Annotated in this window: 26 protein-coding genes and 1 pseudogene; 21 read left to right on the plus strand and 6 right to left on the minus strand. The window is 56.7% G+C overall.

Annotation, left to right across the window (positions count from 1 at the left end; all coding sequences use genetic code 11):
- The first annotated feature begins 161 nt into the window (after positions 1 to 161).
- The 9 genes from M7R55_RS02445 to M7R55_RS02485 all read left to right on the plus strand — a co-directional run bounded on the left by M7R55_RS02445 (position 162) and on the right by M7R55_RS02485 (position 9,510).
- Entirely contained in the window at positions 162 to 1,244 is a 1,083-nt protein-coding gene (locus M7R55_RS02445; protein ID WP_298218201.1) for an efflux RND transporter periplasmic adaptor subunit, read from the plus strand.
- Positions 1,244 to 3,046 (plus strand): ATP-binding cassette domain-containing protein, encoded by a 1,803-nt coding sequence (locus M7R55_RS02450; RefSeq protein ID WP_298218203.1) that lies wholly within the window; start codon positions 1,244 to 1,246, stop codon positions 3,044 to 3,046. The genes M7R55_RS02445 and M7R55_RS02450 overlap by 1 nt, the downstream gene beginning before the upstream one ends.
- Positions 3,043 to 4,224, plus strand: coding sequence for an ABC transporter permease (locus M7R55_RS02455; protein ID WP_298218205.1), 1,182 nt, complete (start codon positions 3,043 to 3,045; stop codon positions 4,222 to 4,224). Before M7R55_RS02450 ends, M7R55_RS02455 begins: the two co-directional genes overlap by 4 nt.
- 13 nt (positions 4,225 to 4,237) lie before the next feature.
- Positions 4,238 to 5,350, plus strand: a complete 1,113-nt coding sequence (locus M7R55_RS02460; protein WP_298218207.1) for an ABC transporter permease — start codon at positions 4,238 to 4,240, stop codon at positions 5,348 to 5,350.
- A gap of 77 nt (positions 5,351 to 5,427) precedes the next feature.
- Positions 5,428 to 6,450 (plus strand): hypothetical protein, encoded by a 1,023-nt coding sequence (locus M7R55_RS02465; RefSeq protein WP_298218209.1) that lies wholly within the window; start codon positions 5,428 to 5,430, stop codon positions 6,448 to 6,450.
- A 164-nt stretch (positions 6,451 to 6,614) separates the two neighbouring features.
- The gene (locus M7R55_RS02470; RefSeq protein WP_298218211.1) at positions 6,615 to 7,406 is read left to right on the plus strand and encodes a thiazole synthase; all 792 of its coding nucleotides are present in this window, start codon (positions 6,615 to 6,617) and stop codon (positions 7,404 to 7,406) included.
- 7 nt (positions 7,407 to 7,413) lie between these two features.
- Complete coding sequence (gene trmB, locus M7R55_RS02475; protein ID WP_298218213.1) at positions 7,414 to 8,127, plus strand: tRNA (guanosine(46)-N7)-methyltransferase TrmB; 714 nt, start codon at positions 7,414 to 7,416, stop codon at positions 8,125 to 8,127.
- A gap of 9 nt (positions 8,128 to 8,136) precedes the next feature.
- Positions 8,137 to 8,409: a YrhK family protein gene (locus M7R55_RS02480; RefSeq protein WP_298218215.1), complete on the plus strand. Its 273-nt coding sequence runs from the start codon at positions 8,137 to 8,139 to the stop codon at positions 8,407 to 8,409.
- Between the two features lie 207 nt (positions 8,410 to 8,616).
- Positions 8,617 to 9,510 carry a phosphoribulokinase gene (locus M7R55_RS02485; protein ID WP_298218217.1) on the plus strand — a complete coding sequence of 298 codons (894 nt, stop codon included), beginning with the start codon at positions 8,617 to 8,619 and terminating at the stop codon, positions 9,508 to 9,510.
- A 307-nt stretch (positions 9,511 to 9,817) separates the two neighbouring features.
- Here the strand turns inward: M7R55_RS02485 and M7R55_RS12225 are convergent, their stop codons facing one another.
- From M7R55_RS12225 to M7R55_RS02515, 6 genes and pseudogenes are all read right to left on the minus strand, one after another.
- Positions 9,818 to 10,291, minus strand: a complete 474-nt coding sequence (locus M7R55_RS12225) for a helix-turn-helix domain-containing protein (protein ID WP_366881150.1) — start codon at positions 10,289 to 10,291, stop codon at positions 9,818 to 9,820.
- 54 nt (positions 10,292 to 10,345) lie between these two features.
- Positions 10,346 to 11,437 (minus strand): annotated as a pseudogene (locus M7R55_RS02495) (sigma 54-interacting transcriptional regulator); the annotation flags it as partial.
- Between the two features lie 29 nt (positions 11,438 to 11,466).
- Entirely contained in the window at positions 11,467 to 11,949 is a 483-nt protein-coding gene (locus M7R55_RS02500; RefSeq protein ID WP_298218219.1) for an ArsC/Spx/MgsR family protein, read from the minus strand.
- A 16-nt stretch (positions 11,950 to 11,965) separates the two neighbouring features.
- Positions 11,966 to 12,916 (minus strand): ADP-ribosyl-[dinitrogen reductase] hydrolase, encoded by a 951-nt coding sequence (gene draG, locus M7R55_RS02505; RefSeq protein WP_298218222.1) that lies wholly within the window; start codon positions 12,914 to 12,916, stop codon positions 11,966 to 11,968.
- Between the two features lie 58 nt (positions 12,917 to 12,974).
- Positions 12,975 to 13,823, minus strand: a complete 849-nt coding sequence (locus M7R55_RS02510) for an NAD(+)--dinitrogen-reductase ADP-D-ribosyltransferase (RefSeq protein ID WP_298218224.1) — start codon at positions 13,821 to 13,823, stop codon at positions 12,975 to 12,977.
- Entirely contained in the window at positions 13,823 to 14,200 is a 378-nt protein-coding gene (locus M7R55_RS02515; protein WP_298218226.1) for a hypothetical protein, read from the minus strand. Before M7R55_RS02515 ends, M7R55_RS02510 begins: the two co-directional genes overlap by 1 nt.
- Positions 14,201 to 14,758: 558 nt before the next feature.
- Here M7R55_RS02515 and nifH point away from each other — a divergent pair.
- From nifH to M7R55_RS02575, 12 genes are all read left to right on the plus strand, one after another.
- Complete coding sequence (nifH, locus tag M7R55_RS02520; protein WP_298218228.1) at positions 14,759 to 15,634, plus strand: nitrogenase iron protein; 876 nt, start codon at positions 14,759 to 14,761, stop codon at positions 15,632 to 15,634.
- A gap of 72 nt (positions 15,635 to 15,706) precedes the next feature.
- Positions 15,707 to 17,158: a nitrogenase molybdenum-iron protein alpha chain gene (gene nifD / locus M7R55_RS02525; RefSeq protein ID WP_298218230.1), complete on the plus strand. Its 1,452-nt coding sequence runs from the start codon at positions 15,707 to 15,709 to the stop codon at positions 17,156 to 17,158.
- A gap of 90 nt (positions 17,159 to 17,248) precedes the next feature.
- Positions 17,249 to 18,808 carry a nitrogenase molybdenum-iron protein subunit beta gene (gene nifK, locus M7R55_RS02530; protein WP_298218232.1) on the plus strand — a complete coding sequence of 520 codons (1,560 nt, stop codon included), beginning with the start codon at positions 17,249 to 17,251 and terminating at the stop codon, positions 18,806 to 18,808.
- A gap of 17 nt (positions 18,809 to 18,825) precedes the next feature.
- Entirely contained in the window at positions 18,826 to 19,227 is a 402-nt protein-coding gene (locus M7R55_RS02535) for a 2Fe-2S iron-sulfur cluster-binding protein (RefSeq protein ID WP_366881149.1), read from the plus strand.
- A 112-nt stretch (positions 19,228 to 19,339) separates the two neighbouring features.
- Complete coding sequence (gene nifE, locus M7R55_RS02540; RefSeq protein ID WP_298218234.1) at positions 19,340 to 20,815, plus strand: nitrogenase iron-molybdenum cofactor biosynthesis protein NifE; 1,476 nt, start codon at positions 19,340 to 19,342, stop codon at positions 20,813 to 20,815.
- The gene (gene nifN, locus M7R55_RS02545) at positions 20,812 to 22,173 is read left to right on the plus strand and encodes a nitrogenase iron-molybdenum cofactor biosynthesis protein NifN (protein WP_298218236.1); all 1,362 of its coding nucleotides are present in this window, start codon (positions 20,812 to 20,814) and stop codon (positions 22,171 to 22,173) included. The genes nifE and nifN overlap by 4 nt, the downstream gene beginning before the upstream one ends.
- 52 nt (positions 22,174 to 22,225) lie before the next feature.
- On the plus strand, positions 22,226 to 22,639 hold the full coding sequence (gene nifX / locus M7R55_RS02550) for a nitrogen fixation protein NifX (protein WP_298218237.1): 414 nt from the start codon (positions 22,226 to 22,228) through the stop codon (positions 22,637 to 22,639).
- On the plus strand, positions 22,632 to 23,114 hold the full coding sequence (locus M7R55_RS02555) for a NifX-associated nitrogen fixation protein (RefSeq protein ID WP_298218239.1): 483 nt from the start codon (positions 22,632 to 22,634) through the stop codon (positions 23,112 to 23,114). The genes nifX and M7R55_RS02555 overlap by 8 nt, the downstream gene beginning before the upstream one ends.
- Positions 23,115 to 23,147: 33 nt before the next feature.
- Positions 23,148 to 23,348 carry a CCE_0567 family metalloprotein gene (locus M7R55_RS02560; protein ID WP_298218240.1) on the plus strand — a complete coding sequence of 67 codons (201 nt, stop codon included), beginning with the start codon at positions 23,148 to 23,150 and terminating at the stop codon, positions 23,346 to 23,348.
- A gap of 4 nt (positions 23,349 to 23,352) precedes the next feature.
- Positions 23,353 to 23,679, plus strand: a complete 327-nt coding sequence (fdxB, locus tag M7R55_RS02565; protein ID WP_298218242.1) for a ferredoxin III, nif-specific — start codon at positions 23,353 to 23,355, stop codon at positions 23,677 to 23,679.
- Between the two features lie 17 nt (positions 23,680 to 23,696).
- The gene (locus M7R55_RS02570) at positions 23,697 to 24,359 is read left to right on the plus strand and encodes a nitrogen fixation protein NifQ (protein WP_298218244.1); all 663 of its coding nucleotides are present in this window, start codon (positions 23,697 to 23,699) and stop codon (positions 24,357 to 24,359) included.
- A gap of 52 nt (positions 24,360 to 24,411) precedes the next feature.
- Positions 24,412 to 25,017, plus strand: a complete 606-nt coding sequence (locus tag M7R55_RS02575; protein WP_298218246.1) for a hypothetical protein — start codon at positions 24,412 to 24,414, stop codon at positions 25,015 to 25,017.
- The last annotated feature ends 60 nt before the right edge of the window (positions 25,018 to 25,077 follow it).

A 25,077-nucleotide genomic window follows, 5' to 3' on the forward strand; every position in this document is an offset into this window, starting at 1 on the left:
GTCATAAAAATACATCCGCTAGCGGAACAAACAAGGCGGGCATTCTAGCAGCCCTGCGACACCCAGCGCGGGAATAACCCCCACGATTCAAACAAAATCCCTATACAAACTATGTATTCAGGCGCCAAAATGTGGCAACAAATTTTGCGGCAGAGGACTCGATGACAATGCGCTTTCGGATAATTATCCTGCTTTTGATCATCATTGCAGGCAGCACCGGCTACTGGTTCTACGCGCACGGCCTTCATTCGCAGGGCACTCGCACCGAATTGACGCTGTACGGCAACATCGACCTTCGGCAGGTCGACCTCGCCTTCAACGACGCCGGTCGCATCGACACGATCCCCGTGCAAACGGGCGACGCAATCCGTTCCGGTGACATAATTGCAACGCTTGACATGCGCCGCTTCGATACCGCGCTGGCGTCTGCCAAGGCCAACCTTGCCGCCAATCAGGCCGCGCTGAATAGACTGCTGAACGGCACGCGCCCCGAAGATATCGAACGCCTGCGCGCTGTGGTGGCCGCCGACCAGGCCAACCTCACGGAGAAGAGATTAAGCTTCGACCGGATACAAACACTGGCGAAGCAAAAAATGGCCTCGACCCAGGATCGTGACTCCGCCCGTGCCGCACGCGATGCCGCCGAAGCGCAACTCAAGGCCGACACCGCCTCGCTCAAACTGGCGATTATCGGCCCCCGCAAGGAAGACATCGATCAGGCCCGCGCAGCCGTTGCAGCGGCCGAAGCCCAGGTCAGAAGTGCCCAGATCGCCCGGGACGATGCCGTGCTCGTCGCCCCGGCTCAAGGGATTGTCCGCAACCGGATTCTGGAACCGGGCGACATGGCCTCACCGGCTCAGCCCGTCATTTCGCTGGCACTCACCTCACCGATCTGGGCGCGGGTCTATGTGGATGAGCCCGACCTTGGCCTGGTGCAGGAAGGCATGCCGGCCACACTCACCAGCGATAGCTTTCCAGGCAAGACCTTCAACGGATGGGTGGGCTACATCTCACCCACGGCTGAGTTCACCCCCAAAACGGTCGAAACTACGACCGTGCGCACCGATCTTGTCTATCAAGCCCGGATTTATGCCTGTAACCCGAACGGGCAACTGCGACTGGGGATGCCGGTCACCGCACATATTGCACTGGGTGCCAAACCCCGATTACATGGCGAAGATCCCTGCGGCAGTGAAACGACGACCGATAAATCAACCATCACCAAGCCATCCCAAGCACACTGATGACGCCACAAAGCGCAGATGACCAAACGCTGGCCATCATTGCCGACGGAATACATAAGTCGTTCGGCAAGCCACCCCGACGCACCGAGGCGGTGGTGGATGTTTCCCTGCGCGTTGTTCCGGGACAGGTCACCGGTCTGATCGGTCCGGACGGCGCGGGCAAAACCACCCTGATGCGCCTCATCGCAGGCTTGCTCACACCGGATTCCGGCACGCTGACCGTCCTTGGACTCGATGCCGTCGCCGATCCTTTGACCGTACAGGCGAGCATCGGCTACATGCCGCAGCACTTCGGACTGTACGAAGACCTGACCGTTCAGGAAAACCTGAATCTCTATGCCGACCTGCAGGGCCTGCCTCCAGATCAACGGGCAGCACGCTTCGCCCAATTGCTGCACATGACCGGGCTGGCACCATTCACGACACGACTGGCGGGGCGCCTTTCCGGTGGCATGAAACAGAAGCTCGGCCTGGCCTGCACGCTGGTTCGCCCCCCTCGACTGCTATTGCTGGACGAACCGACCGTCGGCGTCGATCCCGTATCCCGGCGGGAGTTGTGGGCGATTGTGTATCAACTGGTCGCCGACGAGGGCATGAGCGTCCTGTTGTCCACGGCCTATCTTGACGAGGCCGAACGCTGCAAGGAAGTCATCCTGCTATACGAAGGCCGCGTGCTGGGCAAAGGTACGCCCGCAGAGTTCACGGCCCACCTGACTGGACGCGTGTATGGCGCCAGTCGGCCCGGCATGGTCCGCCGTCATCTTCAGGCCGAACTCCAGAGACAGCCCGCGGTTCGTGATGCCATCATCGACGGCGATCTTGTACGCGTCCTGCTGGCTGAAAACGCACAACCACCTGAACTGCCCGGCGTGACCTGGCAGCCACTGCAGACCCGGTTCGAAGATGCGTTCGTGCTGCAATTGCGCGAACGGGAATCCCAACAACATCGGAAAAACCAGGAACATCAGGAATCCAAGGAATCAGCGGACGCCGAGCTGCTAACCACGCCAAAAAACGCCCCGGTGAAAAACCGTGAGGACATCATCATTGTTTCGGATTTGACACGTCGTTTCGGTACATTCATTGCGGTGGATGCCATCAGTTTCTCCGTTCAACGCGGTGAGATTTTCGGGCTGCTCGGTGCCAATGGTGCGGGCAAATCCACGACCTTCCGTATGCTCTGCGGCCTGCTCCTGCCCAGTGCGGGCAAACTCTCGGTTGCCGGCGTGGATCTGCGCACTGCGGCTGCCAAGGCGCGCGCGCGCATCGGCTACATGTCGCAGAAGTTCGCCCTGTACGAAGTCTTGAGTGTGCGCCAGAACCTGATATTCTTCGCCAAAGCCTATGGCTTGAACAGGCAGCGGCGTGCCGCACGAATTGACTGGGCTTTGGCAGAATTCGGCCTGACGAGCTATTCCGATACCAGCTGCGGCCTGTTGCCGCTGGGCTTCAAGCAACGCCTCGCCATGGCCTGCGCCCTGATGCACGAACCGGACATTCTGTTTCTGGATGAACCTACCTCGGGTGTCGATCCCATCGAACGACGGGCGTTCTGGCAACGTATCAACCAACTCGCCGACCAGGGCGTTACGATCATGATCACCACCCACTTCATGGACGAGGCGGAATACTGCGACCGGCTCGTCATCATGAGTCAGGGTGACATTCTCGCCGCAGGCAGCCCCAAAGATGTACGCGCGCAGGCCAAAAGCCCGGAACACCCCAATCCGAATATGGAAGACGCCTTTATCGCCCTGATCAGCACACCCAATGCCCCGAAGGCCCCGAGGCCAAGCCAATGAATACGAAGGCCCGGAACACAACGGCACAGAACACGACAGATACGGCACTGGCTCGCGGCGGAGCCGGACGACGACTGTTCGGGCTGATCCGCAAGGAAACCCTGCAAATCCTGCGTGACCCGTCCAGCATCGCCATCGCCTTTTTGATGCCCGTCGTCCTGCTCCTGATTTTCGGCTATGGCGTCTCGCTCAACGCCAAGCACATTCCCATCGCACTGGTCGCCGATGCGCCGGATTCGCAAACAGCGGCCCTGTTCGGCTCGTTCGACCAATCCACCTACTTCAACCCGAAAACCGCACCGAACCTTCCTACCGCCGAACGCATGATGCTGAACCGAACCGTCGATGCCATCGTTCATCTGCCCAGTGATTTTTCAGCCAAGCTGAGTAATGCGGCAAACCAGGCCCCCGTGCAGATTATCGTCAACGGCGTGGATGCCAATCAGGCGCGTCTGACTCAAGCCTATATTCAGGCAGCCTGGCAGGGCTGGCTGAGTGCCCGTGCAACGGCAGTAGGACACTCGGCAGATCAACCCGTAGTGGTGGCCAGCCGTATCTGGTTCAACCCCGAATTGCGCAGTCGCGATTACCTCGTCCCCGGCCTGATTGCCGTCATCATGACCCTGATCGGCGCACTGCTCACGGCTCTGGTGATGGCGCGCGAATGGGAACGCGGCACGCTCGAAGCGCTGATGGTCACACCCGTGCACCTCAACGAAATCCTGCTCGGCAAGCTCATACCCTATTTTGTGCTTGGCATGGGCGGGATGGCGCTTTCCGTCTCCATGGCCATCTGGTTGTTCCATGTTCCCTTCCTCGGCAGCCCATGGATCCTGATCCTGACTTCCGCCATCTTCCTGCTGACAGCACTGGGCATGGGGCTGTTCATCTCGATCGTGGCCAAAAACCAGTTTGTCGCCAGCCTGATCGCCATCATCACCACCTTCCTGCCCGCCTTCATGCTTTCTGGCTTTATCTTCGATATCGGCAGCATGCCCGGCTGGTTGCAGAACCTGACGTACATTGTCTCGGCGCGCTACTTCATCGTGATTCTGCACACACTGTTTCTGGCTGGCGATGTCAACGGCGTGATTTGGCCCAATACCCTGGCCATGCTGGCCATTGCAGCGTTTTTCCTCGGCGCCAGCCGACGAAAGATCCGCAAATCCCTGGAATGATTTTGAGGAATCCATGATGTGGCAACGGATTTTCGCGCTCGCCATCAAAGAGTTTCAGGCGTTGCTTCGCGACCCCAAGGCACGATTCGTCGTTATCGGCCCGCCCATCATTCAGCTTGTGGTGTTCAGTTTCGCGGCAACCTTCGATCTCAATCACATCCCGTTGGCCATCTATAACCAGGATGGTGGTCAGGCGGCTCAATCGCTGGTTGCGCGTTTTACCGGATCGCAGCATTTTGAGATCACCGCCCGATTGACGCATGAGGACGAGATAAAACACGTGATCGATCAGCGTGAGGCATTGATGGTCCTGCATATCGGACCGCGCTTCGAGCAGGATCTGGATAGCGGCAAACCCGCCACCGTGCAACTGATCATCGATGGGCGCAATTCGAATACCGCCGCCATCGCACTGGGCTACGCCAGCAGCATCGTGGCCGACTTCAACGCCCAATGGCAGCAAACGCATCACCTCGCCGCACCGCCCTCGGTGATCGTCTCCCGTGCGTGGTTCAACCCGAACCTCATAAGTCGCTGGTTCATCGTGCCCGGTGTGGTGGGCATTCTGATGCTGGTGGTCGTGATGGTCGTCACTGCCCTGTCGGTCGCCCGCGAGCGCGAACAAGGCACATTCGATCAATTACTGGTCACGCCATTGCGCCCCGTCGAAATCCTGATCGGCAAGGCCACGCCGGGGTTCGTGATCGGCATGATCGAGGGCGGCGTGACTATTTTTCTGGCCGTTCATCTGTTCGGCGTCCCGTTCGAAGGCCACATCGGCACCCTGTTTGTGGGACTCGGGCTTTTTCTGATGTCTGCAATCGGCGTCGGACTGATGATTTCCGCGCTGGCCACCACTCTGCAGCAGGCGGTACTTGGTGTATTCCTGTTTCTGGTGCCCGCCATCATCCTCTCGGGTTTTGCCACCCCCATCGCCAACATGCCACCGATCGTGCAGGATCTAACCCTGATCAATCCCATGCGCTATCTCATGATCATTTTGCGCGGCGTATTTCTCGAAGGCAGCTCGTTCGATTCTCTGATTGACGAATTCTGGCCATTGGCGATCATCGGCCTTGTGACGCTGGCATTTGCAGGCTGGTTGTTCCGGCATCGAATGAATTGACACCGCGCTCGGCTCGGGCAGAGTAGCTTGTGCAGTGTTATTCTTTCACCCTACTGAATTCACGAAAAGATAACGACATGAATAACGAGTGGTCACTGTTTCTGCAGACACATCCGGAACCGGCTCACCCTGCCAGCCCATCGGCGGCTGCCTGGGTTTTGCTGGACACACGAGCCAGCCTGCTTGTCTGCGGCGAGGAAGCGGGCGATTTCCTGCAAGCCATGCTGACTCAGGAAATCCTGTCGCTCGATGACAGCCATGCGGCACGCGGCGCACTGTGCAACGCCAAAGGACGGATTTTAACTACCGTGCTCATCCATCCGCTGCGTTCGCAAGACGGTGGACAAGGCATGACCTATCGTCTGACCGTGCCCGCCGAACTCGCGGCCGATCTGTTCAAAACGTTGAAACTGTACGTGCTTCGTCGCCGTGTTCTTATCGAGATCAGTGATGACTGGCAAAGTATCGGCGTACTGAACCCCGATCCGGCTTTGCTGGCCGCCAGCGGCATGGCTACATCACCAGCGGATCCTCTCGCCCAGAGCACCCTGCCCTCGGGCGTGGTCGCGACATGGGAACACTTAGGCGATGACACTCGACTTTCATTGCAGGGACCGACCCATGCGCTACTGGCACTGACCCCTCATTTGCCACAACGAACCACACAAAATGCCTGGGACTGCGCCGAAATTCACGACGGCATTCCCACCATCAATCGTGAAACGGTGCTGCACTTTGTTCCGCAGTGGATCAACCTCGACCTGCTCCAGGCCGTGAGTTTCAAGAAGGGCTGCTATCCCGGCCAGGAAGTCGTCGCCCGCCTGCACTATCTCGGGAAATCCAACCGCCGCATGGTCAGCGGATACACACGCATGGCCGAACCGGTTCTGCCGAAATCAGTCATTCATCCAGCTAACGAACCTCAAACCGAGGCGGGCGAAATCGTACGCAGTGCGATCTGCCGGGTTGGCAATGAGGACATGCAGGTCTTTCTCGCGGTCATACGCTTGAATCATCTGCACGACGAACTCCTCATCGAAGGACAGCCGTGCACATTGCAACCCGGCCCTTTTCCTGAGACGGCAGAACAACGACACTGACAGCAGATAGCCATCCGCCGGGTTTGACGATACGTGTAAAATCGTCACAGTCCCGGCCTGAATCGCACATGGGGCACAAGGCAACCGATCCATCCCATCGATAGACAGCCGGAACGAATCCATACGAATCATTCGGCAAACAAAACTCAAGGCAACCACGACTTATGAATCCAAATACATCCGATCTGCTCACCATTGGCAGTCGCCAATTTCATTCCCGCCTGCTGACCGGTACCGGGAAATTCAAGGACCTGGCCGAAACCGAAGCCGCAACGCAGGCCGCAGGCGCACAAATCGTTACCGTAGCCATACGCCGCAGCAATATCGGCCAGAACCCGGGCGAACCCAATCTGCTGGATGTGTTGCCGCCGGAGCGCTACACCATTCTGCCCAACACCGCAGGCTGCTACACCGCAGAAGACGCCGTGCGCACCTGCAAACTGGCGCGGGAGCTTCTGGACGGGCATAACCTCGTCAAGCTCGAAGTGCTGGGCGATGCAAAAACCCTGTACCCGGATGTCGTCGCTACGCTCAAGGCCGCCGAAATTCTGGTTGCCGATGGCTTTGAAGTGATGGTTTACACCTCAGATGATCCGATTTTGTGCAAGCGCCTGGAAGAAATCGGCTGTGTTGCCGTGATGCCGCTGGCCGCGCCCATCGGCTCCGGACTAGGTATTCAGAACAAATACAATCTGCTGACCATCATCGAAAATGCAAACGTGCCGATCATCGTCGATGCCGGCGTGGGCACGGCATCAGATGCGGCCATCGCCATGGAACTGGGTTGTGACGGCGTGTTGATGAATACAGCCATTGCCGCCGCCAAAAACCCCGTTCTGATGGCCTCGGCCATGAAAAAAGCCATCGAAGCCGGACGTGAAGCCTTCCTTGCCGGAAGGATGCCTCGCAAACGCTATGCAAGCGCTTCTTCACCTATCGATGGCTTGATTTCCTAACGACACGATGATGACTACCGACACGCCACCAGCGCCCCATACGCACCGTCCCATCCGCTCGTTTATCCGGCGTGAAGGGCGGCTCACCACCGCGCAGTTTCGCGCAATCAACGAGCTTTTGCCCTCGCTGGAACTCAAGGCAGAGGGCGATTTGCTCGATCTCGAAGCTGTATTTGGACGCAGCGCGCCGGTCACCCTGGAGATTGGTTTTGGCAATGGTGAAAGCCTGCTGCACATGGCCGCAGCAGCCCCGGACCAAGATTTTATCGGCATCGAAGTCCACAGGCCCGGCATCGGCCACTTGGCACTGGGCGTCGAACGCCTGGGCTTGACGAATATTCGCATCGTGGCCGAAGACGCCGTACCGTTCATCCAAAGCCGTATCGCGAACGCCAGTCTGGATCGCTTACTGCTTTATTTCCCAGACCCTTGGCGTAAAGCGCGACACCACAAACGGCGAATCGTACAAACAGAATTTGCGAGCCTGGTCAGCCAAAAGCTCAAACCCGGCGGGCTGTGGCATCTGGCCACCGACTGGGCGCCCTATGCCGAACACATGCGCTCGGTGCTCGATGTCCATCCGGATTTTTCTGCAGAGCATAGCGGCTCCGGAGAAAACGCGCGCCCCGGCTGGCGACCAGAAACCAAGTTCGAGCGACGGGGCATTCGTCTGGAACACGCTGTGTTTGACCTGCTTTATCGACGATCCAATAACGACTGAGCCGTCCCCATGCCCCAATCGATTGATTCCAGCAAAGAGCAAACCGATATCCGTTTCGGCAGAGATGAGCTGATCATCCAGAACCGCTATGAAACCGCGATCCTGTTCAACGATTTCCTCATCGCGCTGTGGTTTATTTTGGGCAGCGTGTTTTTTATTGTCCCTGGTCTGGCAAGTGCAGGTGCTTGGGTTTTCCTGATCGCTTCGATCCAGTTCCTGATTCGCCCGACAATGGGCTTGCTGCGGAATATCCACCTGCGCAAAATAAAATCGGATTCATGATTTTCCAACCAGAAACCCGGGGCTGTCAGTTAAAAGATCACGCCTGAACGCATCAACAACTTGTGAGACAAAGGATAAAAGCCTAGAATCCCAAGCTTGGTTTTTGTTGGACCCGGTGTCTTATTCGATCAATGAACACGCGCTGTAAAGCGGGTGAGCAACCCTTGATCCAATTAGATCTTCAATTTGTTTTATTAAGGAGAAGCCATGTCTGTTAAGCATCCCGTTGTGGCTGTCACCGGTTCGTCCGGCGCTGGCACCACCACTGTAAAGCGTGCTTTTGAACACGTATTTCGCCGCGAGTCACTCACGCCTGTCGTGATTGAAGGTGACAGCTTCCATAGCTTATCTCGGGTGGAATTTAGAGAAGCTGTCAAAAAGGCGGAAGCTCTGGGCAATTTCTCCTTCTCCCATTTCGGTCCGGAAGCCAACCACTTTGACAAACTGGCCGAACTGTTCAAAACCTACGGCGAATCTGGTACCGGTAAAAAACGCTATTACATCCACAGCGATCAGGAAGCGGCCGAACACAATGCACGCCTAAACACGCACCTCAAACCCGGCGAGTTCACCCCGTGGGAAGATATCCCGGCCGGTTCTGATCTGCTGTTCTACGAAGGCCTGCACGGTCTGGTCAAAACAGACAGCGTTGATGCTTCGGCTCACGTGGATCTGGGCGTGGGCGTTGTCCCCATCATCAATCTGGAATGGATCCAGAAGATCTTCCGTGACAACGCAGAACGCGGCTATTCCGCTGAAGCCACAGTCGACACGATTCTTCGCAGGATGCCCGACTATGTGAATCACATCACACCTCAGTTCTCCCGCACGGATATCAACTTCCAGCGGATACCGACTGTGGACACCTCCAATCCATTCATTACGCGCGACATCCCCACGCCTGATGAGAGCATGGTCATTATCCACTTCAGCAACCCCAAGAAGGCAGGGGCGGATTTCCCTTACCTGCTGTCGATGATCCCCAGCTCATTTATGTCTCGTTATAACACCATCGTCGTTCCAGGTGGCAAAATGAGCTATGCAATGGACTTGATCCTCACACCAATCATCTACAACATGATCGAACGACGTAAAGCCTGATAACGGCTTTCAGTCGATAAGAAACACGAAAACCCGCTATTGAGCGGGTTTTTTTATTAGTCGAATTGAACAACCATCGGGTTAACCCAAAAGAAAGCCCCCTTGAAGTACAGTCACCTGGGAACGCCATAAGCGTCCGGCCGTTCCACCTGTTCTTACGGGTATTGAGTTAGGTACAAAGTGTCCGTCCGTTTGTTAGTGGACACTTTTATGAACCTGACACCATCTGCTCGCCAACGGCGCTAGGAGTCTGCGCGGCAGAAGCCCTGGTCTTTATTCATGCGTTGGTGATGGCTTGTTACAAAACCTACAATCGCTTCACCTCAATACCGTATTTGAGCAGTGCGTAACCCAGTTTGCGCGTGGTGGTGTTCAGCAGCCGTGCGGCTTTGGCCTGTACCCATCCACAGCGTTCCATAGCCTGGATCAGTCGATCCCGTTCGGTCAGTGGTACAACTTCAGTGATCTGTTCACCTCCATCAACCCCTTCACTGGCAGCAGAAGATGCCACCGACCGGGAGGGAACGGAAAGAGTCACGATGGGATGTCCACCAGCGGCGGGGCGCAATGACATGGATAAACACTGATTGCGCTGACAGGGGATATCGGTCTGACGAATGACATCCCCGCGCAGCATGGTGCAGGTGCGTTCGATGCAGTTCTCCAATTCACGCACATTGCCGGGCCAGAAGCAGGACAACATGGTTTGCATCGCATCGGGGTTGAACGTCAACCGGCGGTTGTTTTCATCGTTGAACCGCTCAACGAAATAGCTCACCATCGCAGGAATGTCTTCACGTCGTTCGCGCAGTGGTGGCAGGAAGATGCTGACTACATTGATCCGGTAGTACAGATCGGCACGGAATTCGCCCTTGCTGACGGCTTCTTCCAGGTTCCGGTTGGTTGCGGTGATAATGCGCACATCGACGCGCCGAGTCTGGGTGCCCCCTACCCTCTCGAATTCCCGCTCCTGAAGCACCCGAAGCAACTTGGCCTGGAAGGCAGCGGATATTTAACCGATCTCATCCAGAAACAAGGTACCGCCGTCGGCCAGCTCGAAGCGTCCCTTGCGTTCCTGCGTGGCGCCGGTAAACGATCCGCGCTCGTGACCGAACAGTTCGGACTCAAGCAGCGTTTCGGGCAGTGCCGCACAGTTCAGTTTCACGAACGGCTTCTCGCGACGTGGGCTCAATTCGTGAATTGCGCGCGCGATGACTTCCTTGCCCGTGCCCGACTCGCCACGCAGCAGCACGGTCGCCTTGCTTGGCGCTGCCTGGTGCACGTCGGCGAACACCGACTGCATGGCCTTGCTGTTGCCAATGACGTTGTCGATGTTATAGCGCTTGCTCTGTTCCTTCTGCAGCCGGTGTTTTTCCTGAATCAGCCGGTTGCGTTCCGCCGTGATGCCCTGGTGCAGGCTAACGGTCTGGCCAACCAGATTGGCGACCATCTGGAGCATCCGCACATCGGAGCCGAAACTGATTCCTTTGTGCTGCTCGGTACGGTAGATGGCCAAGACGCCGATACAATCAAAGCCGACCTTGATCGGAACACCAACGAAGGCGTGCAGGTGTTGGCGCGAAGCATCCTTCTGCACTGTGCGATGCAGAAATTCGGGTTCCTGCGAGGTATCCGGGATGACGACGGGCATACCCACACGCATGATCTTGCCGATCATGCCCTCTCCGAGCTGATAACGGCCGCGCTCCATCTCGGCTGCGGTCAGGCCCGTTGCGGCCATGACGCCGACATGACTGTCGTCCATCCGCAACAGAATCATGGCAGGTGACATATGAAGATAGGTATCCAGGGTTTTAAGCACATCGTTGAGACTGTGATCCAGATCCAGAGACGAACTCAGAACCTTGCTGACCTCGTACATTGCGGTCAGCTCTTGGGAATTATGAGCCGTGGCGTTGTTATTCATGATGGGTTACCCCGTTTGCGCGCGTTCATTCACGCAGTCACCGATTCAGGTGGCGTATCGCCATACAAATCAGAGCCAAGGCCCTGATCATCCGCCGGGCAAGATTCAGTTCGGGCACAGGCATCCCAACCAGTCGACTGAGGCATAGAGTACTCCTCTGAATCATTATAATTCCATAATATTCGATGGATTTTTTCTACTCCACACATCTTCCTACCTTCGAATACGAGCAGCGGCCTGCGGATCAACAACGGGTCGGCCAGCATGGCATCGATGGCTTCATCCGCCGTCAGCGACGCCGGGTCGATCTCCCCTGATTTGATCCGAGGCGCTGCTGGATTGAACCACTCGGTTATGGCCATATCCTGGAAAAAAGGCCACAGCGTCTCTGCGCGCCACGGGGTCGACAATAGATCTCGCACATCCAGTTCGTGTCCGGCAGCCAGAAGCTCTTGCTTTTGTAACGCCTGATTGCGGCATCCCGGTTTTTCATAAAGGATGATCGTTGCCATCGTGTCTTGCTCCCCTTCAGGCTGTTGCCGCACAAGCAGCAGGGATTGGCAGGCTCCCTGTGGTTTGCACCGCGGATTTCGACGTAGTCACCCCGGCCCGCCAGGCCAACAGACCATCGACTTGTTCATGGATTGCTGATCGAATCTCCGGCCGCAATTGCCTGAGCCACTCGCGAGGTATGGCTGAAACGCCGTAATAGGCGCCGGCCAACATGCCGCCCAAGGCGCCGGTCGAATCGGCATCGCCCCCCTGATTCACGATGGCAATCAAGCAATCCTTGAAGCTATTCGTCGACAGCACATAGTGCAGCACGGTATTGACCGTATCAACGACATAGGCGCTCGATAACCCGTTGTACGGTTCATAACGAAACTCGCGATGTTGATCAACCAGTTTCTGAGCCAATGACGCCACATCAGAGAGATTGCCCCCTTGGAGCAGTCGGCGCGTCATCCGCCCCATCGACAGAATCGCGGCGTCCGAAAGCATGTTGTGATGCGTGAAATGGGCTTGCGCCAGGCTGATATGTTCGAAGGCGGACTCGTCGTCCAGCGTCGCCAGCACGGCAGGCAAATTCCGCACAGCCGCTCCATTGCCCGCATCCCATTCCGAATAGGTGCCTTCAAGGCTTTGTTCCACCAGATAGCGGCGAATCCCACGGCGGCAGGTATTGCCCACATCCACCGGATTGCTCTTGAGCCATGCCGCCATGCCGTTCGCAAACCTTTGGAGCGACCACTCCGCACCCGCCAGGATGCTATCGCCTAGCGCCAGGCTCATCTGAGTGTCGTCGGTCACTTCGCCCGGTTTAAGGCGCAGCCAGCCGCCACCGATCATATGTTGATGAACACCATATTCCGCCTGGATCTCGCGCGGCACCATGAACTCAACGGTCGCACCGAGCGCATCACCCACGGCCAGTCCCAAATAGGCGCCCAAGGCCCGGTCTCGCAATGTATTCTCCATGGGTTACCTCCCGGCCAACGGCCCACGTAAAATCAGCCAGCGCATGAGTCGCATGGATTCAGTAATAATCCATGCGGACGGCATAGTCCCCACCAATGACCAGATATTCCGACTCGCCTTTCAAGGGATGGCAGGGAATCAAGCCATTGAAAAAAAGCACTTTCACCAGCGGCACCTCCACCTCGAGGATGATGTCGCCGAACTCGTCCGCGATCCCGCGATCCCGGGTAAACGACACCAGATTGTTCAACCGGATCACGCCATGGTGCGCGTCGATCCGGGAAATCATCGGGTGTTCGGCAAAATCGTTTGTGCCGCGATACAGTCGTACATGTCGCTGCCCCGTCGCAGCGAAATGACGTAAAAACCATTGTGCGAATTCGAACAACAGGTCCAGTTGCAGACGAATCGCATTGTTGTCGAATCGCGAGGACGTCTTGTCCATTACATATTGCTGCCACGCCGGGCTGCCATATCGACCAATCACCGCCTTATGGAAGGTCGCGGGAATCCCGAAACGACTCTCTACCCAGGCTTTCAGCACCGCACCTTCCGGTGAGTTGCTGTCGAACCCCCAGCCGTGCAGCAACCGCAGATACTGGGCCCGAAACCGTCTGGCATCATCGCCACTGCGTGTGGTGGCCGTGGGAAACTGCGCTTCCAGATAGTGCTGAAAGCACAAGCCCGCCGATTCCTGATCCGTCGTCTCCGCCAGAGCGGAAAACAGTGCCGCATGTGTTTCCCTTGTACCGGCAATGTGCAGCGGCAAGGGAAAGGCATTAAAATCGGCCCCCATCAGCAGCCCGGTTGGCAACCCAACCAGATTGCTCCCCATATTCTGTGCATTCTGTACGGAGTTATCTCCGACACGTCTTCGATAGCGTTGTCCTGGCGTTTCGGCCGTCACTACAGCAACTCATTCGCCACCGCCGACCGAACCACTTCCAGCCTCAAAGGCATCTGCAGACAGGCGATTTCTTCAACACCATTCGCCGACTTGATCGACGCGTCAGCCAGCAACAGCAACCTGGCTTTGGGGAAGCGTGACAGCACCGGCTCAGGGCGGATGACGTCATGATCCGACAGTAATTCCGCGCCCACGATCAGAAGATCGGGCGGCCAATCGCCAGCTTTTACTTCAGCCGCTTCCAACGAACCGAACTCATGCGTCTCATATTCGTCATGCAGCATGAACTGCACGGCCATACGGGCGATTTCATCCGTCGTCACGACAAAGATTCGTCGGTTTCCCACCGCCAGGTTGCAATCAACGCCGATCTGCATATGTCTGCTCCTCATTGACTGTGCTGGAATCTTCAGCCCTGTCTTCAAGATCACCCGTCCACGAACTCAACAAGAAAGCTTTGATTTGTAGAGAGCCTCTATTCAGGACGGGTTGATGAACTTTCCCAACGACTAGCTATGCATCTTTTATGCCATGTGAACCGGTGGAGTGAACGAAAACAACAGACACAAAGATATCTATGAAAATGGGATTCGACAGGTAGGTATGAGTACCGACAACACACTGAAAAACCGATGACTTAGCGCAATCTGGTGCTGATGAAGATCAATGGGTACACATCCGGGTTGACTAGGATCAGATGAGTTGACCGACGCGAAGGCTCCGTCCCTTTCCTGACAAATCAGTCGTGTTTGTCAGCTTTCAAACATGAGTGCCATCACGCGCTTTATTCAAATATATTTCATATATATCAATATGTTAAAGTAATTTTAACGGCATGGCACAGCCTTTGCTTTGATGATTACTGCGGAAGCGACGGCCCGCACAACGGGGCACCCACTTGGGACCATCATTATCTTTGTTTAGGAGATACGGAAATGACAGAAGGTTTGCGACAAATCGCCTTTTACGGCAAGGGTGGCATCGGCAAGTCCACCACTTCACAGAACACCCTGGCGGCTCTGGCCGAAATGGGTCAGAAAATTCTTATCGTCGGCTGCGACCCGAAAGCCGACTCTACCCGATTGATTCTTCATTCCAAAGCACAGGACACCGTTCTGAGCCTGGCTGCCGAAGCAGGCAGCGTGGAAGATCTGGAGCTGGAAGATGTCATGAAAGTCGGCTACCGCGACATCCGTTGCGTTGAGTCCGGCGGTCCGGAGCCGGGAGTCGGCTGTGCCGGTCGCGGTGTAATCACCTCGATCAACTTCCTGGAAGAAAACGGTGCGTACGACGGCGCCAACTACGTTTCTTACGACGTATTGGGTGACGTGGTCTGCGGTGGTTTCGCCATGCCGATTCGCGAAAACAAGGCTCAGGAAATCTACATCGTCATGTCGGGCGAGATGATGGCCATGTATGCAGCCAACAACATCTCCAAGGGTGTACTCAAGTATGCCAACTCCGGCGGCGTACGGTTGGGCGGATTGATCTGCAACGAGCGCCAAACCGACAAGGAACTGGAACTGGCCGAAGCGCTGGCCGGCAAGTTGGGCACCAAGCTCATCCATTTCGTACCGCGCGACAACATCGTGCAACACGCCGAACTGCGTCGGATGACCGTGCTGGAATACGCACCTGAATCCAAGCAGGCCGAAGAGTACCGCAGCCTGGCGCGGAAAATTCACGCCAATGCGGGTAACGGTGCCATCCCAACCCCGATCACCATGGACGAACTCGAAGACATGCTGATGGAGTTCGGAATCATGCAGAAAGAAGACGATAGTCTGATCGGCAAAGCAGCCGGTATGTAAGGCACGGGGTGTCCCAGCCTCGGCCGGGGCGCCCAACTCATCGACATTCAGGAAAACATTGAGGAGGTCAACATGAGTCTGACCGCTGAAGAGGCAAAAGTCCGTAACCGGGAACTGATTGAGGAAGTCCTCAAGGTTTATCCCGAAAAAACGGCAAAACGGCGCGCCAAGCATCTCAATACCTATGAAGAAGGTAAACCAGACTGCAGCGTTAAATCCAACATCAAATCCATTCCGGGCGTGATGACCATCCGTGGCTGTGCATATGCAGGGTCCAAAGGCGTGGTCTGGGGCCCAATCAAAGACATGATTCACATCAGTCACGGCCCGGTGGGCTGCGGCCAGTATTCATGGGCATCGCGTCGCAACTATTACATCGGTACCACCGGTGTGGATTCGTTCGGCACCATGCAGTTCACCTCCGATTTCCAGGAAAAGGACATCGTGTTCGGTGGCGACAAGAAGCTCGAAAAGATCATGGACGAGATTGAAGAACTGTTCCCGCTCAACCATGGCATTACCGTGCAATCTGAGTGCCCGATCGGTCTGATCGGTGACGACATCGAAGCGGTATCCAAGAAGAAGTCGAAGGAATTCGGCGGCAAGACCATCGTACCTGTACGTTGCGAAGGCTTCCGTGGCGTTTCCCAGTCGCTGGGGCACCACATCGCCAACGACACGATCCGCGATTACGTTTTCGACAAAGCCGAAGACAAGCATCCGGAATTCAAGACAACCCCGTATGACGTCGCCATCATCGGTGACTACAACATCGGTGGCGACGCCTGGTCTTCCCGCATCCTGCTCGAAGAAATGGGCCTGCGCGTGATTGCCCAGTGGTCTGGCGACGGCAGTATTGCCGAGCTTGAAAACACCCCGAAAGCGAAATTGAACATCCTGCACTGCTACCGCTCGATGAACTACATCTCTCGCCACATGGAAGAGAAATACGGAATTCCCTGGGTGGAATACAACTTCTTCGGCCCGAGCAAAATCGAAGCCTCCCTGCGCGAAATCGCCAGCCACTTTGACGACAAGATCAAGGAAGGTGCCGAGAAAGTCATCGCCAAGTACCGCAAGCTCGTCGACGACGTCATCGCACGTTATCGCCCGCGCCTCGAAGGCAAGACCGTCATGTTGTATGTCGGTGGTCTGCGCCCTCGCCATGTGATTGGCGCGTATGAAGATCTGGGCATGGAAGTGGTCGGCACCGGCTACGAGTTCGGTCACAACGACGATTACCAGCGCACCACGCACTACGTCAAAGACAGCACCCTGATCTATGACGACGTGAACGGTTACGAATTCGAGAAGTTCGTCGAAGCGGTTCAACCCGATCTCGTTGGCTCCGGCATCAAGGAAAAGTACGTCTTCCAGAAAATGGGCGTGCCCTTCCGTCAGATGCACTCCTGGGATTACTCAGGCCCTTATCACGGCTACGACGGTTTCGCGATCTTCGCCCGGGATATGGACATGGCCATCAACAATCCGGTCTGGAAATTAACCAAGACGCCTTGGAAATAGGCGTCTGGAAACAGGTAAGAGGCGGCGGATTCGCGTCCGCCACTGTTCGGGTGGACAACTGCCGCCCTTTGATCAAAGAGGAATGAAGCCATGAGTCAAAATGCAGAGAAGGTGCTTGATCACTTCGAACTGTTCCGCGAGCCGGAATACGTCGAGATGTTCAAGGACAAGAAAGAAAACTACGAATTCGCCGAACCCGAGGAGCGACTGGTACAGATCAAGGACTGGACCAAGACTTGGGATTACCGGGAAAAGAATTTCGCCCGCGAAGCCCTCACCGTCAACCCGGCCAAGGCCTGCCAGCCACTGGGTGCCGTGTTCGCAGCGGTGGGCTTCGAGAACACCATGCCGTTCGTGCACGGTTCACAAGGTTGCGTGGCCTACTACCGCAGCCACCTGAGCCGCCACTTCAAGGAGCCCAGCTCCTGCGTATCGTCTTCAATGACAGAAGACGCCGCGGTATTCGGTGGCCTGAACAACATGATTGATGGTCTGGCCAACACCTACAACATGTACAAGCCCAAGATGATTGCGGTTTCCACGACCTGCATGGCCGAGGTTATTGGCGACGATCTGAACGCCTTTATCAAGACCGCCAAGGAAAAAGGCAGCGTACCGGAAGACTACGACGTTCCCTTCGCTCACACCCCGGCTTTCGTCGGCAGCCACGTCACCGGCTACGACAATGCGCTCAAGGGCGTCCTGCAACACTTCTGGGATGGCAAGGCTGGAACGACCGAAGTGCTGAAGCGTGTACCGAACAACTCGGTCAACATCATCGGCGGCTTCGACGGTTACACCGTTGGCAACACCCGCGAACTCAAGCGCATCCTGAACCTGATGGGCATTGAGCACACTGTTCTGGCCGATACCAGCGATGTGTTCGATACACCAACCGATGGTAAATTCCGCATGTACGATGGCGGCACCACGCTGGAAGCCACTGCGGCTGCACTGAACGCTGTCGGGACTATCTCCATGCAGGAATTCTGCACCGAGAAAACTCTGCCCTTCATTGCCGAGCACGGCCAGGAAGTCGTTGCCCTGAACTCGCCAATCGGCGTCGTCGGCACGGACCAACTCCTGATGGCCCTGTCGAAAATGACCGGTAAGGAAATCCCTGCGGAACTCGAAAAAGAGCGTGGCCGCCTCGTGGATGCCATCGCCGACTCTACCGCGCATCTGCACGGCAAGAAGTTCGCCATCTACGGCGACCCGGACATGTGCCTCGGCGTGACTGCCTTCCTGCTGGAACTCGGCGCGGAACCGACCCACGTCCTGGCCACCAACGGCAACAAGGACTGGGCCGCCAAGGTTCAGGCGCTGTTCGATGGTTCTCCGTTCGGCAAAGACTGTCATGTCTATGCGGGCAAGGATCTGTGGCACATGCGCAGCCTCCTGTTCACCGAGCCGGTGGACTTCCTGATCGGCAACACCTACGGTAAGTATCTCGAACGCGATACCGGCACGCCGCTGATCCGCATGGGCTTCCCGATCTTTGATCGCCATCACCATCATCGTTACCCGATCTGGGGCTATCAGGGCGGCATGAACGTGCTCGTCAAGATTCTCGACAAGATCTTCGATGAGATGGACAAAAACACGAACATCGTCGCGAAGACCGACTACAGCTACGACATCATTCGTTAAGCATCAGAAGCAGGTCCGTGTGGGGCATCAGCCCGCACGAAGCCTGCTTTTCACCAAACAAGAGGTTTCACATGGCTAATGTGACATTTTCATCGCCGGCAATGAAGAAAGACCTGACGGTCTATGCGATTGCCGGTGATACCCGAACACTTCTGGCGGTCGCCAAAGAGCACAGCGTTCCCGTTCATTTTGAATGCGAAAACGGCGAATGCGGCTCTTGCACCGTACAGGTCAGCGTATTGAGTAAGAAGACGCCTATGGCGATTCATCTGACCGAGAAGGAAAAGACCGTGCTGAAACTGAGCGGCAAAATCACCCAAGCCCAGATTACCGACGCGGAGGTCAATGACATGCCGCCGCCGTGGCGTCTGGCCTGCCAGTACATCGTCCGCGATGAGGATGTGCTGGTGCAATTTTAAACATGACGTTTTGATCGCGCCCTTGGGCGCGATGGATTTGAACAGGAGCAACAGATTGCCTCGGGCGCTGATGCTGTATTGAGAACACGTGGTATCCGTTTGGAGGTACAAGATGTTGCAGAACAAAATCCTGGAAGTCTTCAATGAGCCTGGTTGCGACCTGAACCAGTCCAAGTCGGACAAGGAACGCAAGAAAGGCTGTACCAAACAGTTGCAACCGGGTGCCGCCGCCGGAGGCTGTGCCTTCGATGGCGCCAAGATTGCGTTGCAGCCACTGACGGACGTCGCACACCTGGTCCACGGCCCCATCGCCTGCGAGGGCAACTCGTGGGACAACCGCGGCTCGAAGTCGTCTGCATCCAAACTCTACCGGACCGGATTCACCACCGATATCACCGAGCTGGATGTGGTCTACGGCGGCGAGAAACACCTGTTCAAATCCATCAAGGAAATCATCGACAAGTACGATCCGCCGGCCGTCTTCGTCTACCAGACCTGCGTGCCCGCCATGATCGGCGACGATATTGAGGCGGTTTGCAAGGCGGCGTCCGCGAAGTTCGACAAGCCGGTCATCCCTGTGAATGCACCGGGATTCGTCGGCAGCAAGAACCTCGGCAACAAACTCGCCGGTGAAGCCCTGCTCGATTACGTGATCGGCACGGAAGAACCCGAATTCACGACGCCCTACGACATCAACATCATCGGGGAATACAACCTCGCGGGCGAACTCTGGCAGATCAAACCCCTGCTCGACACACTGGGCATCCGCATCCTGTCCTGCATCAGCGGCGACGCCAAATACCACGAAGTCGCCCAGTCGCACCGCGCGAAGGCGGCCATGATGGTGTGCTCCAAGGCGATGATCAATATCGCCCGCAAGATGGAAGAGCGCTACGGCATCCCCTTCTTCGAAGGCTCGTTCTATGGCATTTCCGATTCCAGCGAATCGCTGCGTCAAATCGCGCGGCTACTGGTGCAGCAAGGCGCCCCCGAGGAATTGCTGGCCCGGACCGAACACCTGATCGCGCTAGAAGAAGCCCGTGCCTGGACCCAGATGGCCGGTTATGAAAACCGTCTGCGCGGCAAACGTGTGCTGCTGATTACCGGTGGCGTGAAGTCCTGGTCGGTAGTTTCGGCCCTGCAGGAAGTCGGCATGGTCGTGGTTGGCACCAGCGTGAAAAAATCCACCAAGGAAGACAAGGATCGCATCACCGAGATCATGGGGAACGATGCTCACATGATCGACGACATGACCCCACGCGAGATATACAAAATGCTCAGCGAGGCGCAGGCCGACATCATGCTGTCCGGTGCACGCACCCAATTTGTCGCACTGAAGGCCAACACGCCTTGGCTGGACATTAACCAGGAACGGCATCACGCCTACGCAGGCTATGAAGGCATGGTCGAGTTGGTGAAACAGATCGACCGCGCGCTATACAACCCGATCTGGAGCCTTCTGCGCAAGCCGGCGCCCTGGGATGCGCGTGAAGCGGCCCAACGGGATATGGATGCAGCCGCCCCGATCAGCACAAGTACCGAAGCCAACCAAGGCAGGGCTCAAATGACTCAGGAGGTGCTGGCATGAGCACCGTCAACACCACCCACAAAGCCTGCACGGTCAACCCGCTCAAGTTGAGTCAACCGGTTGGGGGCGCCCTCGCCTTTCTCGGATTGGAAGGTTGCATGCCCCTGCTCCACGGTTCACAGGGCTGTACTGCCTTCGGCATGGTGCTGTTTGTCCGCCATTTTCGCGAATCCGTCCCGCTGCAAACCACGGCCATGAGCGAAGTGGCCACGGTGATGGGTGGTCTGGAAAACATCGGCAAGGCCATTCTGAGTATTCATCAAAGAGCCAAACCCAAGGTTATCGGCATCTGCTCCACCGGCGTAACCGAAACGAAGGGCGACGATGTAGACGGTTACCTCAAGACTTTCATGGCCGAGCACACGGAGCTGGGCGATCTTCAAGTGGTGTACGTCTCGACGCCGGATTTCAAGGATGCCTTTCAGGATGGCTGGGGCAAGGCCGTCAGCCAGATCATCCAGTCACTGGCCGAACCTAGGGTGCCTGTCGTGACCGGCGCGGTAAATTTTCTGGTCGGTTCGCACCTGACGGTCGCCGACATCGAGGAATTGCGTGATCTGAGCGAAGCCTTCGGCCTGAAACCGACCATCCTACCCGATCTGTCCGGCTCAATGGACGGGCACATTCCGGATGATTTCTCGCCCATCACGCTGGGCGGTACGAGCCTGGATGCCATTCGCAACCTGGGTTCAGCCGAACTAACCATTGCCGTGGGTGAACAGATGCGCCCGGCTGCCGAAATGTTAATGGCGCGGACGGGGCAATCGTATGTCCTGTTCGATCGCCTCACCGGCCTTGAGCCCAACGATCAGCTGCTCGATTGCCTGAGCCAGATCAGCGGCCGCCCCGTGCCGCTCAAGTATCGCCGTCAGCGCAGCCAGCTCATGGACGCCATGCTCGACAGCCACTTCTTCTTCGGTGGCAAGAAGATCGCCATCGGCGCCGAACCCGACCTGCTCTGGACGCTGGCAACCTGGCTGACAGAAATGGGTGCCGAGATTGCCGCCGCGGTAACCACAACCCATTCGCCGCTGCTGGAACAGATGCCCTGCAATGAGGTGCTCATCGGCGATCTGGAAGATCTGGAAAATCGTGCCCTCGGCTGTGACCTTCTGATTACTACCTCGCATGGACGGCAGGCCGCCGAACGGCTGCACATCCCCTTCGTTCGCATGGGGCTGCCGATTTTCGACCGGCTCGGCGCCACCCATCGCATGTCCGTCGGCTACCGGGGTACGCGTGATCTGCTGTTCGAGGTCGGTAATCTGTTGATGGCTCATGAGCATGAAAACCACCCCGACAGTTGGCCATTGCCAGAGGCATACCATGCAGCACGTTCGCCGCTTGCGCTTAGTTAAGAACGCAGACGCCAGCTCGGATTTTTCAACACGACTGCACCCGGGAGGGACTATGAAAGTCGCATTTGCCACCCAAGACATGAAAAGAGTCGATGCCCATTTTGGCTGGGCAAAGCAGATCGCCATCTACGAAGTAAACGAGAGCGGTCACGAGTTTCTGGAAGCCGTGCAATTTGATGGCGAACTGGCCGAAGACGGTAACGAAGACAAACTCGCCCCGAAACTCGAAGCCATCAAGGACTGCGCGATCCTCTACGTTGCCGCCATCGGTGGTTCGGGTGCCGCTCGGGTCATCGCCTACAAGATCCACCCCATCAAGGTGAACGAGCCTGAAGCGATCGACGACATTCTGAACAAGTTGCAGACCGTTTTGCGCGATGCGCCACCGCCCTGGTTACGCAAGGCATTGCGTAAAGGCCAGGACGTTTCACTCGATTTTGACGAAGAGGAATTAACCCATGTCTGAACCCACTACCGAAGCCGTTGCCGCAGCGACTGCCGCACCACCGATGGAAACCCTGTTCATCCGTGAACTGGTCAAGCAGTGGCGCGCCCAGGATAGCTATGGCACCTGGGAAAAGAAATCCGACGAGGAATTGCTGGCACCCTATGTCATCGACAAGGAGGCACGCAAGGCCATGCCGATCATCGGCGACCCCGACCCTGAAGTGCTCTGGCGGCTCGAACTCTTCTACAACGCCGTCGGCCTAGCGACCGAACGCGCCACTGGCGTGATGGTGTCACCCATGATGAAGATGAGTCACGAAGGCTTCGGTCGGATGATCCTGACCGCCGGTCGCCTGATCGTCATCAACAAGCAATTGCGTGACGTGCACCGCTTCGGTTTTCCGACCATGGAAAAGCTGGCCGAGGAAGGCGAAAAGCTGGTCAAGAGCGCCGAAGAAATGATCGAGCGCTTCCCTGAAGTGGCCCGTTACTGACACCCGAATTCCTGCACAGAGGAGTGATCCACCGTGGATGAAAAAGAGACTTTGAAAGCCGAAATCAAGCGCTTGAACGGCCGTGCCACCCAATTGAAGATGGATCTACACGATCTGGCAGAGGACCTGCCCATTGGCTGGGAAAATATCCCGGACGTGGCGACGCAAGCGCATTCGGCCTATCAAGATTTGATCGCGGCCAGAGCGCGTCTGGCCGCCCTGAATGGAGACTGAAGCCATGAATAGCCTGACCGGTATCTCTCTCACTGGAATCACCAAGGGGGGGCTGAACTGGACCCCTCAGTTCGTAGAACAGATTGATGACGAGAAGTGCATCGGTTGTGGCCGCTGCTATCGCGCCTGCGGGCGGGATGTGTTGATGCTCATGGGCATCGACGAGGATGGTGGACTGGTTGCCGCCGACGATGACGAAGCCGAACGCAAGGTCATGATGATCGAGCACCCGGAAAACTGCATCGGTTGCGAAGCTTGTGCGCGGGTCTGCCCGAAGGACTGCTATACCCACGCGCCAGCAAGCGCCGCTGTCGTGATGAAGGCCGGCTGAAGGCAGGAGGTATCGAGATGTCTTCTGGAATCTACAACTATCTGATGGATCGGCGCGACCAGCACGAAGATGTGTACGAAGCGCACATCTTCGCTCAGTGCATCGCCCACAACGCCAAGGAGCCAGCCGGTTCGTTGAGTGAAGCAATGGGGCTTACACAGACCAAGTTCCGGATGCTCATCAACCGGTATTTCGCCCGGATACTCGACGACAAGCCGATCGATCGCTGCATCAAGGTCCATCTGAACCTGTGCACCGGCCAGAATTTTTCCTGCCGATGCGACAGCGATCTGGCCGAGCTGCCAAAAAATGCGCGCACCGAGGAAATGAACGACCTGAAGCAGCTGCTGCTCGACCATTGCTCAAGCTTTGGCGAACACGTGGACTGGATCACCTCGATGATCGCAACCGGTTGTCTACGTGACAACCACCTCTGGCAAGATCTGGGGCTGGGTTGCCGCGAAGAACTGAACCAGTTGCTGGCGCGCTATTTCCCGATCCTGTTCAACAAGAACACCGGCAACATGAAATGGAAGAAATTCCTTTACAAACAGCTCTGCGAACTGGGCGACGTATCGGTCTGCCTGGCGCCCAGTTGCCAGGTCTGCATCGACTACGACCTCTGCTTCGGCCCTGAGGAAGCCACTGACCGGAGCCGGTCGGTTACTGCCATGCGTTGAATACGCCCACTATCCCACATGAGATTGCTCGAAACCCACCGGAGAACGACTGATGAGTACCATTGAACAGCCTGCAATCGAACAGAGCGCCTTCGCGCGTCTGGAGCAGGAAAAACGCCTGCAAAATCCCGTGTTCCGCGGTGAAATCAACGACAAGGGCCGTTTCGGCTTTCGCGGGGAAATCGCCATCAAGTTTGCCCCAAGCATTGCCGATGAAGCCCGTCCACCGGAAACCGTCGCCCAGCAGGTGATCACCGGCGCCGAACCTGGCCAGGATAAAATCAACTTTCTAGCCTGCTATCTGCTGTCGTTCGGCTATCTGCCGGATCTGGCCGAGGTGCTAGGCGACACCCTGACGCCCGACGGCAAATACTTTATGTTCTGCAACAATATCGATCTGCGTAAACGGTATCTGGTCACCATCAACGGCATTCCGTTCTACATCATCCCGATCGACGAAGCCACGGTATACAACGAGCTGCTGGAATTGCTTTATCTCGAACGCGGCGACCTCAAGAAGCTGGACACCGCCCAAAAAATCGACCGTATCATGGATACCGCGATGAAGTTCGATACCAAATTCCCGCAAATCAGTCTGGAAGACTGCCTCGCCGGAATGGGCCCCGTGCGCAACCCCAATGAGAACCGCCCGGTGTAACAGAGGGCATGCCATTTTCACCCTGTAATCCCTGTTTGCCCGCTACTGCGGGCTTTTTTT

Origin of the sequence: Halothiobacillus sp. (genome assembly GCF_027346185.1) — a bacterium.
Classification (GTDB): Bacteria; Pseudomonadota; Gammaproteobacteria; order Halothiobacillales; family Halothiobacillaceae; genus Halothiobacillus.